Annotated in this window: 12 protein-coding genes; 10 read left to right on the top strand and 2 right to left on the bottom strand. The window is 65.6% G+C overall.

Annotated elements, in window-relative coordinates; all coding sequences use genetic code 11:
• Positions 1-20 precede the first annotated feature (20 nt).
• From hisG to nusB, 3 genes are read left to right on the top strand one after another with little or no spacing between them, the layout of a single operon-like run.
• The gene (gene hisG, locus IRL76_RS03050; RefSeq protein WP_200983038.1) at positions 21-659 is read left to right on the top strand and encodes an ATP phosphoribosyltransferase; all 639 of its coding nucleotides are present in this window, start codon (positions 21-23) and stop codon (positions 657-659) included.
• On the top strand, positions 659-1,951 hold the full coding sequence (gene hisD / locus IRL76_RS03045; protein ID WP_200983036.1) for a histidinol dehydrogenase: 1,293 nt from the start codon (positions 659-661) through the stop codon (positions 1,949-1,951). Before hisG ends, hisD begins: the two co-directional genes overlap by 1 nt.
• Entirely contained in the window at positions 1,948-2,400 is a 453-nt protein-coding gene (nusB, locus tag IRL76_RS03040) for a transcription antitermination factor NusB (protein ID WP_200983034.1), read from the top strand. Before hisD ends, nusB begins: the two co-directional genes overlap by 4 nt.
• Before the next feature lie 4 nt (positions 2,401-2,404).
• On the opposite strand, the gene IRL76_RS03035 is transcribed toward nusB, so the two are convergent.
• A complete protein-coding gene (locus IRL76_RS03035; protein WP_200983032.1) occupies positions 2,405-3,376 on the bottom strand; it encodes an alpha/beta hydrolase in 972 nt (323 codons plus the stop codon).
• Between the two features lie 59 nt (positions 3,377-3,435).
• Between IRL76_RS03035 and thiL the strand changes: the two genes are divergently transcribed.
• From thiL to IRL76_RS03000, 7 genes are all read left to right on the top strand, one after another.
• Positions 3,436-4,302: a thiamine-phosphate kinase gene (gene thiL, locus IRL76_RS03030; RefSeq protein ID WP_246449952.1), complete on the top strand. Its 867-nt coding sequence runs from the start codon at positions 3,436-3,438 to the stop codon at positions 4,300-4,302.
• Between the two features lie 152 nt (positions 4,303-4,454).
• Entirely contained in the window at positions 4,455-6,545 is a 2,091-nt protein-coding gene (locus IRL76_RS03025; RefSeq protein WP_200983030.1) for a sodium-translocating pyrophosphatase, read from the top strand.
• 100 nt (positions 6,546-6,645) lie between these two features.
• A complete protein-coding gene (locus tag IRL76_RS03020) occupies positions 6,646-7,866 on the top strand; it encodes a GNAT family N-acetyltransferase (protein WP_200983028.1) in 1,221 nt (406 codons plus the stop codon).
• Positions 7,863-8,699: a lysine-specific demethylase gene (locus IRL76_RS03015; protein WP_200983026.1), complete on the top strand. Its 837-nt coding sequence runs from the start codon at positions 7,863-7,865 to the stop codon at positions 8,697-8,699. The genes IRL76_RS03020 and IRL76_RS03015 overlap by 4 nt, the downstream gene beginning before the upstream one ends.
• A 21-nt stretch (positions 8,700-8,720) precedes the next feature.
• The gene (locus IRL76_RS03010) at positions 8,721-9,641 is read left to right on the top strand and encodes an acyl-CoA thioesterase (RefSeq protein WP_200983024.1); all 921 of its coding nucleotides are present in this window, start codon (positions 8,721-8,723) and stop codon (positions 9,639-9,641) included.
• Between the two features lie 127 nt (positions 9,642-9,768).
• On the top strand, positions 9,769-11,595 hold the full coding sequence (locus IRL76_RS03005; protein ID WP_200983022.1) for a DEAD/DEAH box helicase: 1,827 nt from the start codon (positions 9,769-9,771) through the stop codon (positions 11,593-11,595).
• A gap of 50 nt (positions 11,596-11,645) precedes the next feature.
• On the top strand, positions 11,646-13,367 hold the full coding sequence (locus IRL76_RS03000; RefSeq protein ID WP_200983020.1) for an alpha/beta hydrolase family protein: 1,722 nt from the start codon (positions 11,646-11,648) through the stop codon (positions 13,365-13,367).
• Here IRL76_RS03000 and IRL76_RS02995 read toward each other — a convergent pair.
• Positions 13,364-14,017, bottom strand: coding sequence for a Crp/Fnr family transcriptional regulator (locus tag IRL76_RS02995; protein WP_200983018.1), 654 nt, complete (start codon positions 14,015-14,017; stop codon positions 13,364-13,366). The genes IRL76_RS03000 and IRL76_RS02995 overlap by 4 nt on opposite strands.
• Between the last annotated feature and the right edge of the window lie 30 nt (positions 14,018-14,047).

Here is a 14,047-nt window from a genome sequence, read left to right as displayed (position 1 = left end):
CTTGCCTATCTGCGCGCGACATGAGCGACAGCCTGACATTTGCCGTACCCAAGGGGCGCATCCTCGACGAGGCGCTGCCCGTGATGGCGCGTGCCGGCGTGGTGCCCGAAGACGCCTTCCACGACAAGGCCAACCGCTCGCTGACTTTCGCGACCACGCGCAGCGACATGAACATCATCCGCGTCCGGGCCTTCGACGTCGCGACCTTCGTCGCGCATGGTGCCGCGCAACTGGGTATCGTCGGTTCGGATGTGATCGAGGAATTCGACTACGCGGATCTGTATGCGCCCGTCGATCTTGATATCGGTCACTGCCATCTCGCGGTCGCCGAGCCGAAAGAAGGTGCCGCCAGTGTCGACGGGGCAAGCCATGTGCGGGTTGCCACCAAGTACCCCAACCTGACCCGCCGCTTTTTCGAGCAGCGCGGCGTGCAGGCCGAGTGCGTGAAACTCAACGGCGCGATGGAAATCGCCCCCGCACTGGGCCTCGCAGGCAGGATTGTCGACCTCGTTTCCTCCGGCCAGACGCTGAAGGACAATGGCCTTGTCGAGACGGGACACATCCTCGACATCAGCGCCCGGCTGATCGTCAACCGTGCCGCTCTCAAGACCGATCCACGCGTCGCCGCGCTGGTCGACGCATTCCGCAGGGACGTGTGATGCAGTTGCTCCGCACGACAGACCCGGATTTCGACAAGAAGTTCAGGCGCATAGTCCGCGACCGCCGCGAGAGCGACGTCGATGTGCAGCGCGATGTCGCGACCATTCTCAACGAGGTGCGCGAGCGTGGCGATGCCGCGCTGGTGGAATATTCGATGCGCTTCGACGACCACCGCCTCACCACCGAGGACGACTGGCGCATCTCTGCAGAGACCTGCAAGGCTGCGTATGAAGCGCTCGATCCGGCACTGAACAGTGCACTGAACACCGCCGCACAGCGCATCCGTTCCTACCACGAGAACCAGCTGCCGGCGGACCGCGATTACACCGATCATATCGGTATGCGCCTCGGCGCGCGCTGGTTGCCGGTTGATGCCGCAGGTCTCTATGTCCCGGGAGGTCGCGCTGCCTACCCGTCATCGCTGCTGATGAACGCAATCCCGGCCAAGGTTGCCGGCGTCGAGCGCCTCGTCGTCGTTACCCCGACGCCCAAGGGCCAGACCAATCCGCTCGTCCTCGCCGCCGCGCATATCGCGGGCGTGGACGAGATGTGGCGCGTCGGCGGGGCCCAGGCGGTTGCGGCGCTGGCCTACGGCACTGACCGCATCAAACGCGTCGATGTCGTCACCGGTCCGGGCAACGCCTGGGTCGCCGAGGCCAAGCGCCAGCTTTACGGCGTGGTCGGCATCGACATGGTCGCGGGTCCCAGCGAAATCCTGGTGATCGCCGATGCCAACAACAATCCCGAATGGATCGCCGCCGACCTCCTCAGCCAAGCCGAGCATGACCCGACCAGCCAGTCGATCCTGATCACCGACAGCGAGGCGCTGGCCCGGCAGGTGGGCGATGCCATCGACCTTGCGCTGATGAAGCTGGCCACTGCCAAGACCGCCAAGGCCAGCTGGGATGCGCACGGGCTGATCGTGATCGTCGAAAGCCTCGACCAGGCCCCCGCCCTCTCCGACCGGCTCGCTGCCGAGCACGTCGAGTTGATGGTCGACGACCCGCAGGCGCTGTTCGACCAGATGCGTCATGCCGGCAGCGTCTTCCTCGGCCGTCATACGCCCGAGGCCGTCGGCGATTACATCGCCGGCCCCAACCACGTCCTTCCCACCGGCCGCCGCGCCCGTTTCGCCAGCGGGCTGTCGGTGCTCGACTTCATGAAGCGCACCAGCTTCATCGACGCCTCCGATGCCGCGCTCGCCGCGATCGGACCGGCTGCCATCCGCCTTGCCGAGGCCGAGGGCCTTCCCGCCCACGCCCTCTCGATTGCCGTGAGATTGAACAAGTGACCCAGAATTCCCGCTCGCAGGCCCGTTCGGCCGCCCGCCTCGCCGCCGTCCAGGCGCTCTATCAGCAGCAGATGGAGGGCACCGCCCTTGCCCGCCTGCTCGACGAGTTCCACCAGCACCGCATCGGCCAGGTGGTCGAGGACGAGGAATATGCCGACGCCGATGTCGACTTCTTCGACGACGTAGTTTCGGGCGTCGATGCCCGACGCAGCGAGATCGACGACCTGTTGGCTGGCCGCCTTGCCGAAGGCTGGACGCTGGCGCGCCTCGACAAGACCATGCTCCAGATCCTGCGCGCCGGGACCTACGAACTGCTCGCGCGGCAGGACGTAACCAAGGCCACATCGATCAGCGAATATGTCGACGTCGCCAAGGCCTTCTTCGACGACCGCGAAGCGAAATTCGTCAACGGCATCCTCGACGCGGTGGCGAAGGAAGTGGGGCGCTAGTCCCTCAAGGGTCCTTCCGGTCGAGGAAGCCGAGCGGGATGTCGACCCGCTGGGCCCAGGCGTTCTCCTCGTGCTCGGCCCCGAAGAAGGCCCGGCTCTCGAACGCAGGCCCGGCCCACCCGCGCGCCGCCATCATCTCCCCGAAACGCGCGAAGTAAGGCGCGTAAAACGCATCGAGCGTGGCAGTGCCATGATCGATGTAGATGTGGTTTCGCGCCGGATCGAGACGCGTCGTGGCGAAATAGGCCGAGAACGCCTCGGCAACCTGTTTGGCCCGCAATTCGCTGTCGCCTTCGTCGGGATTCGACAGCGGCAGATGGGTCGAGAGGCCTGCCGCCTGGCCAAAGACCTCGGGATGCTCGCCAATCAGGTAGAGGCTCATCAGCCCGCCCATCGATGATCCCATTACTGCCGTGTCTTCCGGTCCCTTCAGGGTCCGGAACGTCGCATCGACGCGGCGTTTCAGGTCCTTGGCGACCATCGCTGCATAGCGGTCCCCGCGCAGTTGCGGACCTGCGGCGATGCCCGGGAAATCGATCGACAGGACCGACTTGCGGTACTCCTCGGGCAGGTGATCCATCAGCTTCTGCGGAAACAGCGTCTGATAGCGGTCCTTGGGGCTGCGCAGCCCGACGATGATCCACTCGCGCAAGTCCCCGCGTGCCGAGAGGCGTGTGACCGCTTCGTCCATCGCCCATTCCTTGTCGAAGTTCGACAGGCGGCGATCGAAGATATTCTCCGCATCGTGCATGTAGAGCACCGGGAAACGCCGCTTGGGGTGCGTCGCGTAACCTGCTGGCAGCCAGACCCAGATGTCACTGACACCGACGTCCTGGGCCGGGGCGAAGTCGGACCACCAGACGATTTTTCCGGAGCTCACCTGCGGGACGGCAGGCTTCGCCACGTCCTGCGCCGCTGCACCGACCGGGACGGACAGCGAAAGGGCGGCAAGCGCAAGGCGGAAGGTTAGTGACACGTCGAAGCCTCCATGCAATGTGCTGCAGCTATGGCAGCGGCAGAGTTTCCCGGAAAGTCGTGAGCGGCGAATTCGATTTCATCGCCAGCTTGCGCGCATTTGCGACGTCACCCGGGGCTCGCGGACTTGCCGACGACGCCGCCGTGATCGAGATCGGTGGCGAGACGCTCGTGCTGACGCACGATACGCTGGTCGAAGGTGTCCACGTTCTCGAGGGGCAGGACCCGGCGGACATCGCCTGGAAGCTGGTCGCGGTGAACCTGTCCGACCTTGCGGCCAAGGGCGCGGAGCCGGTCGGCATCCTCGTATCGCACATGCTTGGCGAGGGCGATGAGCGCTTCATCACGGGCCTTCGTGAAATCTGCTCCGAGTACGAAGTGCCTCTGCTTGGAGGCGATACTGTCCGCGGCGAGCGACAACGGGTATGGGGTTGCACGGCAATAGGCCGCGCGACCTGCAGTCCCGTGCCATCGCGGTCGGGCGCCCGACCCGGCGAGGCGCTGTGGATCGGCGGTTTCATCGGGCAGGCGATGCTCGGTTTCGAGGCGCTGCGCGACCGTACCGGAGCGAGCGACGTGGCCTATACACGCCCGCGCCCCCAGCTGGAACTCGGGCGCGCGCTTGCCCCTCACGCCAGCGCGATGATGGATGTTTCGGACGGGCTTCTGCTCGACGCCTCACGCATTGCGGCCGCAAGCCATTGCACGCTCGCCATCGATAGCGATGCGGTTGCAAGGATTGCATCACCGGACCGGCTCGACGAGGCAATGCGGTGGGGCGACGATTATGTCCTGCTGCTCACCGGACCGACCGATCTCGACGAACGCTTCGAAATCCACCGGATCGGCAGCGTTGTGGAGGCTGGGGAGTATCCGGTCCTCCTCGACGGCAGCCCGCCGCGGGGCAATCTCGGCTACACGCACTGAACTTTCGGCCAAGGCGGGGGAATAAGCGCGGGTTGCTGCGCTTTTCGGCCTTGTCACGCAATCAGTGGTCCTTATACCCCTCGCGCACATGCTCCGGCGTTTGTTGCGTCGGGTCGCATCAATCATAAAATCAAACGGGAGGGGAGTTTTCCGTGGATCTTGTTACCATTTCCATCCTGCTGGGATTGCTGGCCGTCGTGTACGGCTTCGTGACCAGCCGCCAGGTGCTGGGCAGCGGCGCCGGCAACGAAAAGATGCAGGAAATCGCTGCAGCCATCCAGGAAGGTGCGCAGGCCTATCTGAAGCGGCAGTACACCACCATCGCCATCGTCGGCGTGGTCGTGGCTGTGCTGGTGTTCGTATTCCTCGGCGGCATTCCGGCCACCGGCTTCGTCATCGGCGCGATCCTTTCGGGCGTGGCGGGTTTCATCGGGATGAACATCTCGGTGCGCTCGAACGTGCGCACGGCGGCGGCGGCGCAGAGCGGACTGCAGCAGGGTCTTACCCTTGCGTTCCGCGCAGGCGCCATCACCGGCATGCTGGTGGCGGGCCTCGCCCTCCTCGCGATTGCGGTGTTCTTCTGGTACCTGACCGGCCCCGCTGGTTATGCCGCCAATGACCGTCACGTGATCGACGGCCTCGTCGGTCTCGCCTTCGGCGCTTCGCTGATCTCGATCTTCGCGCGTCTGGGTGGCGGTATCTTCACCAAGGCTGCCGACGTCGGCGCCGACCTCGTCGGCAAGGTCGAGGCAGGCATCCCTGAAGACGATCCGCGCAACCCGGCAGTGATCGCCGACAACGTGGGCGACAACGTGGGCGACTGCGCCGGCATGGCTGCTGACCTGTTCGAGACCTATGTCGTTACCGTCGGTGCCACCATGGTCCTGACCGCGCTGCTGATGAAAGGCCTCGGCGACCTGCTGATGCCGATGATGGCGCTCCCGCTGCTGATCGGCGGCGCATGCATCCTCACCTCGATCATCGGCACTTACTTCGTCCGCCTCGGCGGCGGCACGAATGTCATGGGCGCGATGTACAAGGGCTTCCTCGTCACCGCGATCCTGTCGATTCCGCTGATCTATGTGGTGACCGACTATGCTCTTGGCGGGATGGCCACCGAGATTCCGGGCACCGGGTTCAACGGCATGGCGCTGTTCTTCTGCTCGCTGCTGGGCCTTGCGATCACCGGCCTGATCATCTGGATCACCGAGTACTACACCGGCACCAACTATCGCCCGGTCCGCTCGATCGCCAAGGCTTCGGAGACGGGCCACGGCACCAACGTGATCCAGGGTCTCGCCATCAGCCTTGAATCGACCGCCCTGCCGACCATCGTCATCGTCGCAGGCATCATTATCGCGTACTCGCTCGCGGGCCTTATCGGCATCGCGTACGCGGCAACCGCGATGCTGGCGCTGGCAGGTATGGTCGTGGCGCTCGACGCCTATGGTCCGGTGACCGACAATGCCGGCGGCATCGCCGAAATGGCCGGTCTCGACGACAGCGTTCGCGAGAAGACCGACCTGCTCGACGCCGTGGGCAATACGACCAAGGCTGTGACCAAGGGTTATGCGATCGGATCGGCCGGCCTCGCCGCGCTGGTTCTCTTCGCTGCCTACACCACCGACCTTCGCGAGTTCTTCCCGAACCTGACGGTCAACTTCAGCCTCGAGAACCCCTATGTCATCGTCGGCCTGCTGCTCGGCGCGCTGCTCCCGTACCTCTTCGGTGCGATGGGCATGACCGCCGTGGGCCGCGCAGCCGGTGACGTGGTGGTCGACGTGCGCGAGCAGTTCAAGAACAATCCCGGCATCATGACCTACGAGTCCAAGCCCGATTACGCGCGGACCGTGGACCTCGTGACCAAGGCTGCAATCAAGGAGATGATCATCCCCTCGATGCTGCCGGTTCTTGCCCCGATCGTGGTGTACTTCGTGATCACTTCGATTGCAGGCCAGGCCAACGGCTTCGCGGCGCTAGGCGCACTGCTCCTCGGCGTTATCGTCGGCGGTCTCTTCGTGGCGCTTTCCATGACCGCCGGCGGCGGCGCCTGGGACAATGCCAAGAAGTACATCGAAGACGGCAACCACGGCGGCAAGGGCTCTGAAGCCCACAAGGCTGCCGTGACCGGCGACACCGTCGGTGACCCGTACAAGGACACCGCCGGCCCTGCCGTGAACCCGATGATCAAGATCACCAACATCGTCGCGCTGCTGCTTCTCGCGGCTCTCGCGGCGGGCTAACTTCTTCGGATCCTAGTCCGGGAAACGAGGCGGCGGCATCTACGGGTGCCGCCGCCTTTTGCTTTTTGAAGGATTAAGTCTTTTTCAGCGCAGATGCGGTATGACGCGCGCGCACCGCGAAATGGTTCGCGACAGGAGGGTAGTTGGGCCGATGGGACTGGCCGATCCGGTGGCAACAGCCGACCGCGCCCATGATGGGGTCGCGGCCCCGGTCGGCCTGCGCGACGGCTTCCATGCGTTACCTTGGAACCGGCTCGACCTCGCAACGCTGCAACCGTACTGGCAGCGCCTCGCCGATTGCGCCTCCACCCCCAACCCGTTCTTCGAACCGTGGTATTTGAGACCGGCGCTGGAAGCCTTCGATCCCGGCGGCAGCGTCATGCTGTTGCTCCTCGTGGCCGATGCGAAGCTCGTCGGCCTGGTGCCCCATCACCAAGCCAACTCGTACCACGCGCGCAGCATTCCCAATTGCGCCATTTGGATGCACCACAATGCATTCCTCGGCAGCCCGCTGGTTGGCGCGGGTCACGAGGCGGATTTCTGGTCGAATTACCTCGCCTGGTGCGATCGGACGGGTGCCCGGATGCTTTTCCTCCACCTGCCCCAGCAGCCCAAGTACGGGGAATTGGCCGCAGCGCTCGACAAGGTCTGCAAGGACCAGCAGCGCTCCCTGCGCACTGTCATGGAGCAAAGGCGCGCCCTGCTTTCTTCCGATCTCACTGCCGCACGGTATCGCGAAGAGGCGCTGACCGCCAAGAAGCGCAAGGAATTGCGTCGCCAGTACAAGCGTCTCGGCGAATTGGGTGCGCTCGAACTGGTTCGCTCGCGCGATGGCGCACAGGTTGATCGCTGGATCGCGGATTTCCTCGCTCTTGAGGCTCGCGGCTGGAAGGGCAATGAAAGCTCTGCGCTTTCGAGCAATCCCGAAACCGAGCACCTTTTCCGCTCCGCCATCGAAAGCGCCGCGCAGATGGGGCGACTCGAGCGCCTTTCGCTCACGCTCGAGGGTCGCCCCATCGCCATGCTGGCCACCTTCCTTGCCGGGCGCGGCGCCTTCTCGTTCAAGACCGCCTATGACGAGGACCTCGCGCGGTTCTCGCCCGGGGTGCAGCTGCAACTCGCTAATCTCGACCTGCTCGACGATCCGGCCATCGACTGGTGCGACAGCTGCGCCGCGCAGGATCACGCCATGATCGACCACATCTGGCGCGAACGGCGCGAGATCGTGTGGCAGAGCGTGGCCATCGGACGCGGCCCGCGTCGCTGGGTGGGTGAGGCCTGGATGAAACTCGAAGAATGGCGCTGGAGTCGACGGAAATGACCGCCTTCCCACCAGAATCCCGCAGCACGTTCGCTGCCAACTATCCCGAGACCCCGCATGTGCTGCGTCACTCGCTGCAGCGCGACGAGCGCTTTTCGCTCGACGGTCTCGCGGGGCTGGCCGAAGCGCTGCCGGTCACCAGCATCGAGTACAATCGCGGCAATCTGCCGATCGGCGTCGATGGCAAGCCCGATGCGTCGGGCCTGACCATCGGGGAAACCATCCGCAAAATCGCCACCAGCGACAGCTGGGCGGTACTCAAGAACATCGAGCAGGTGCCAGAATATCGCTCCTTGCTGCTCGACCTGCTCGACGAAATCCGGCCGGTCATCGAGAGCAAGACCGGCTCCATGCTGAGGCCGCAGGGCTACATTTTCATCTCCAGCCCGAACGCGGTCACGCCCTACCATTTCGACCCGGAGCACAATATCCTGCTCCAGCTTGCCGGGACCAAGACGATGACCCAGTTCCCGGCAGGCGACGCGCGTTTCGCCCCCGACGAAGTGCACGAGAGCTACCACCTCGGCGGCCCTCGCGAACTGCCCTGGCGTGACGATCTGCTGGCAGGGGGCACGGCCTATACGCTCGATGCTGGCGAGGCTGTATTCGTCCCCGTGATGGCCCCGCATTTCGTGCGCAACGGCGCCCAAAGCTCGATCTCGCTTTCCATTACCTGGCGCAGCGAGTGGAGCTATGCCGAGGCCTATGCCCGATCTTTCAACGGCACTTTGCGGCGTATGGGCCTCAAGCCGCGCGCACCCGGTCGCTGGCCCGCGTCCAACAGCGCAAAGTCGACCGCATGGCGCGTGATGCGGCGCTTGACGCAAGCGTAAGGTCGCCGCAAAGCCGCTCTCGTGAGCGATACGAGAACCCCCGAGCAACTCGTCGCAGGCCTCGTGCGCCTGCTGACCGTCACCCGCGATGGCGAGGATGCCTTCACCGGCCGCAAGCAGGTCGGCGGCGTCGGTCGCGTCTTCGGCGGACAGGTTATCGCGCAGGCGCTACAGGCCGCCCAAGCCACCGCGCCCGAGGGACTGGAGGCGCATTCGCTCCACGCCTACTTCCTCCGCGGCGGCGAGGAAGGGATCGACATTTCCTACCGCACCGCGCGCGATTTCGACGGGCGCAGCTTCGCCAACCGCCGCGTCGTTGCGAGCCAGGTGGATGCCGATGGCAGCACGAGGCCGATCCTCAACCTCACCGCCAGCTTCCAGCGACCCGAGGAAGGCCTGGAGCATGACGACGTCGAAATGCCCGATGTCGCGCCACCCGAGGAACTGCAGAGCGACATGGACATCCGCCGCGAGATTGCCGAACGCGCCGGCGACCGGATGCCCGAAGCGCAGCGCGCGATCTTCCTGCGTCCCCGACCCATCGACATGCGCACGGCGGGCCGGCTGCACTGGATGAATCGCGAACCGAGCGAGCCGAAAGCCCACAGCTGGTTTCGCGCCGTCGCGCCCCTGCCCGACGATGCGGCGCTGCACCGCGCAGTGATCGCCTATGCCAGCGACTTCACCCTGCTCGGCACCAGTGCGCTGCCCCATGGCCTCAGCTGGATGCGCGGCGAGCTGGTCGGCGCGAGCCTCGATCATGCGATCTGGTTCCACCGCCCTGCCCGCGCAGACGAGTGGTTGCTCTACGCCACCGACAGTCCGTGGAGCGGATCCGGCCGAGGCTTCAACCGCGGCCGCATCTTCAACCGCGCCGGAGAGCTTGTTGCCAGCGTGGCGCAGGAAGGCATGATGCGGCAACGGGTGAAAAAAGAAGGCTGAACGGCCCCTTTCGCACCTGCACAAAAAACCACGAGCCAAACCGGGCCAAGCCTGCTATAGGCCCGGCCGAACAGTGCCAGAGCGCCTGCCCCCCGCCGCGCCGCGCTGTCGATAGAATCGAGAACCCATGTCTTTTGAAAACCTTCCGCCGGTGATCGGCGATGCGCTTGCGAATCGTGGTTACAGCGCTCTCACTCCAGTCCAGGCCGCCGTCATTGCCCCCGATGCGCAGGGCCGCGACCTCGTCGTTTCGGCGCAGACCGGCAGCGGCAAGACCGTCGCCTTCGGCCTTGCGCTCGCGCCCGAACTGCTGGGCGAGATCGGCGACATGCCGCTCAGCGAGCAGCCGCTGGTGCTTGTCATTGCGCCCACCCGTGAACTTGCGCTGCAAGTGAGCCGCGAACTCGGCTGGCTCTATGCCGGGGCCGGCCTGCGCATCGCGACCTGCGTCGGCGGGATGGACGCGAGCAAGGAACGCCGTGCGCTCCGGGCCGGGCCGGCCATCGTGGTCGGCACGCCGGGTCGCCTGCGCGACCACCTCGAGCGCGGCGCGCTCGACCTTTCGGGTCTTGTCGGCGTGGTCCTCGACGAAGCGGACGAGATGCTCGACATGGGCTTCCGCGAAGACCTCGAGGAGATCCTTGACGCGACGCCCGACAGCCGCCGCACCCTGCTGTTTTCCGCCACCATGCCCCGCCCGATCGAGCGCCTGGCCGAGCGCTACCAGCGCGATGCGCTGCGCCTCAGCCTTGTTGGCGAGGATCGTGGTCACGGCGACATTTCCTACCAGTGCATCACCGTCGGCCCGTCCGAAATCGAGCACGCGGTGGTCAATCTCCTGCGCTTCCATGAGGCGGAGACCGCGATCCTGTTCTGCGCCACGCGCGACAATGTGCGGCACCTCCACGCAACGCTGCAGGAGCGTGGCTTCGGCGTCGTCGCGCTGTCAGGCGAGCACTCTCAGTCGGAGCGTAACCAGGCGCTGCAGGCGCTGCGCGACCGTCGCGCTCGCGTCTGCGTTGCGACCGATGTCGCGGCGCGCGGGATCGACCTGCCTTCGCTGAGCCTCGTCGTCCATGTCGAAATCCCGCGCGATGCGGAGACGCTCCAGCACCGTTCTGGCCGTACCGGTCGCGCGGGCAAGAAGGGCATTGCGGCGATCATCGTCCCATACAACCGCCGTCGCCGGGTCGAAGGCCTGCTGCGCGGCGCGCGGATCGAGGCGGAGTGGCTCGACGCCCCGACGCCCGAGGCTATCCGCGCCAAGGATCGCACGCGCCTGATGGAGCGCCTGACCGAACCGCGCGAGTTCGACGAGGACGACCGCGAGCTCGCCGCCGATCTGATGAAGCGCATGCCGCCCGAGGATATCGCTGCCGCGCTCGTCCATTCGCATCGCGCCAGCATGCCGCAGCCGGAAGAGCTGCTCGCAAACACGCCCGAAGCGCGCGAGAAGGCCAAGGCCGAGCGTCACCGCCCGGGCTTCGAGGATGTGGTCTGGTTCAAGATGGACATAGGCCGGCGCCAGAATGCGGAGCCGCGCTGGATCCTGCCGCTAATCTGCCGTCGTGGGCACATCACCCGCAACGAGATCGGCGCGATAAAGGTCGGCGGGTTCGAGACCTACTTCCAGATTCCTCGCGCCATCGCGGCGAAGTTCGCCGACGCCGTTGCCCGCACCGCCTCCCCCGACGACGAACAGGACGCCATCCAGATCGTCGAGTCTGCCGAAGGCCCGCGTTTCGAGGCACGTCAGAACCGCCGTGACCGCGACAATGCCAGCGGTCCGCGCGTTCGCCCCCGTCCGATCGGCAAGGCACCGGGCGGCAAGGCGCCCGGCGGCTACAAAGGCAAGCCAGGCGGCGGCAAGCCGTTCGCAGGAAAGCCCAAGCCGGGCTTCAAGGGCAAGGGCAAGCCTTTCAAGGGCAAACCCGGCGCTTCCTCGCGCGGATAGTCACGCCCGACCAAGCTTGCTAGACGCTCATCCCGAGGGGGAACGAGCGAATGGCGACAAATGGCGTGACGGGGCAGGCGACCGACAAGCCGCGCTGGTGGTTGCTAGTAGCGGGCTTATTGCTGATCCTGGCTGGCGGATTTCTCGCCAAGCAAGTTCGCGAGGCAGGCGGCACTGCCGTCACCGATGTCCGTTTCGCCGGCACCGATGGCAAGCAGATGAGCGCCCTGCTCTACGTGCCTGCCAATGCCACGCCCGAGACGCCTGCGCCGGGCATTCTTGCGGTTCACGGCTACATCAATTCGCGCGAGACACAGGACGGTTTTGCGATCGAGTTCGCCCGCCGCGGCTATGTCGTGCTGGCGCTCGACCAGACCGGGCACGGCTATAGCGACGGGCCCGCCTTCTCGAACGGCTTCGGCGGTCCCGACGGGCTGACCTACCTTCGCTCGCTGCCGATGGTGGACAAGGACAATATCGGCCTCGAAGGCCACTCCATGGGCGGCTGGACCGTCCTCGCCGCCGCTGCCGCCATGCCCGATGCGTACAAGTCCGTGGTGCTCGAAGGGTCATCCACCGGCGCCCCCTTCGCGCAGGAGGGATCGCCGAGCTGGCCGCGCAATCTGGGCCTCGTTTTCAGCACTTACGACGAGTTCTCGCAGCTGATGTGGGGGACCAACCGTGCGGCGGACGTAGCACAAAGCAAGAAGCTGCAGGCCGTGTTCGGCACCGATACCGATGTCGAACCGGGGCGCGTCTATGGCGACACCGCGGCTGGAACCGCGCGCAAGCTTTACCAGCCAGCGACCACCCACCCCGGCGACCATTTCTCGCATGCCGCGATCGGCGATGCAGCCGACTGGTTCGCTGCAACGCTCGACGGGGGTAAGCCCCTCGCCGCCGACAACCAGACCTGGCTATGGAAGGAAATCGGCACGGGCGTTGGCCTTGTCGGCTTCGTCATGGTCGTCCTCGGTGCCATCGACCTGTTGCTGCGCCGCCCGTTCTTCGCTTCGCTGCGCGGCACCCCGACCCCCGCCAGGAACGCCAGGGACCAGGCATGGAAGCGTGACTTCGCCCTCGCCACGATCCTGCCCGCAGTGCTGTTTTTCCCCGTGTTCGGCGCGATCTACCTGCTCGTACCGGCAACGCCTTTCCTGCCGCAGATGGTGACAACGCAAGTGACCGTCTGGGCACTCCTGGGCGCAGGCTTGAGCCTGCTCGTGGGGCGCTTCACCAAGGCCTCGATCGAGGACACTCGCCCCGACTGGCTGCGCTCGCTCGCCCTTGCCGTGAGTACCGCGACAATCGCCTATGTAGTGGTCTGGCTGGTCGGGGCCCTGTTCCTGACCGACCTGCGCCTGTGGGTCGTGGCGATAAAGTTCCCAAGCGCGGCCCAATGGGGGATCGCGGCGATTTACGTCGTCCCGATTACCCTGGCATTTCTCGTCACCATGCGCGGGCTTGCTGGCCTGACAGTTGCGGGAGAGAGCGCGACCAGACGCTCGGTCTTCGCCATCCTCGCCCTCACCGGCGGCATCGCGGGTTTGCTGGTGATGATCTACGGTGTGCTCCTCGCAACCGGCACCCTCATCACCGCCTGGGATCCGCTGAGCACGGTCATCCTGATCCAGTTCGTCCCCGTACTCACCGCGCTGGCAATCATCGCCAGCTTCGTTTGGCAGCGCACCGGCAGCTATCGTCCTGCCGGGCTGATCGCGGGGCTTCTGGTGACCTTGTATGTCGTCGCGGGAACAGCAACGCAGGCCTAGGCCGACCAGGCCGCCAACCGCTCGACAGAGAGCACGCGCACGCCGCCATAGCCACGCTCGATCGCGCCTTCCTGCGCAATACGGGCGAGCACCTGCCCGGTCGTGACGCGCGAGACGCCGACGTGGTCCGCGAGTTGCTGCTGGGTCAGGGTAAGCTCGGCCCCTTCACGCGCCGCCAAGTCGACGAGGACCCGCGCGATCCTTGCTTGTGCTGACAGGCTTTGGTCGCCCTCGACCCGATCGAGTGCCGCACGCAGCTTGTTGGCCAGTGTCCCGAGCAGCCAACGCGCGACATGGGGCTTGTTCGCCATCAGACGGTCGACCTGCGCCATTTCGATCCACACGAGTGATGCCTCGCCTTCGGTAATCGCATCGACCTGCTGCGTGACCCCGGCGAAGCAGGCGACCTCGCCAATCAGGTCGCCTGGCCCGAGCACGGCGAACAAGGTCCGCTCCCCCTCGGGTCCGAAGCGGCAGGCCATTACGTGGCCACTCTCGATGAGCCAGAAGCCGGTCCCCGGGTCGCCGCGGTGAAGAACCGGCGTGCCGCCTGCGCAGTCGCGCCTGCGACCAACCTCGACCAGTGCCGCCAGAACCTCTCCCTCGGCCCTTGTCGGTGGCATGGCGACGAAATGATAAGTCCTTTGCATTCCTTTGCCTCATGCGCGCCTAGAAGGTGA

Origin of the sequence: Qipengyuania soli, assembly GCF_015529805.1 — a bacterium.
Classification (GTDB): Bacteria; Pseudomonadota; Alphaproteobacteria; order Sphingomonadales; family Sphingomonadaceae; genus Qipengyuania; species Qipengyuania soli.
This window is presented reverse-complemented; position numbering and strand designations above follow the sequence as displayed.

Bases quoted from the DNA above. Each gene is read 5' to 3' on its own strand.
- hisG (WP_200983038.1), top strand. From the start codon at position 21: ATGAGCGACAGCCTGACATTTGCCGTACCCAAGGGGCGCATCCTCGAC.
- hisD (WP_200983036.1), top strand. From the start codon at position 659: ATGCAGTTGCTCCGCACGACAGACCCGGATTTCGACAAGAAGTTCAGG.
- IRL76_RS03020 (WP_200983028.1), top strand. From the start codon at position 6,646: ATGACGCGCGCGCACCGCGAAATGGTTCGCGACAGGAGGGTAGTTGGG.
- IRL76_RS03015 (WP_200983026.1), top strand. From the start codon at position 7,863: ATGACCGCCTTCCCACCAGAATCCCGCAGCACGTTCGCTGCCAACTAT.
- IRL76_RS03005 (WP_200983022.1), top strand. From the start codon at position 9,769: ATGTCTTTTGAAAACCTTCCGCCGGTGATCGGCGATGCGCTTGCGAAT.
- IRL76_RS03000 (WP_200983020.1), top strand. From the start codon at position 11,646: ATGGCGACAAATGGCGTGACGGGGCAGGCGACCGACAAGCCGCGCTGG.
- IRL76_RS02995 (WP_200983018.1), bottom strand. From the start codon at position 14,017: ATGCAAAGGACTTATCATTTCGTCGCCATGCCACCGACAAGGGCCGAG.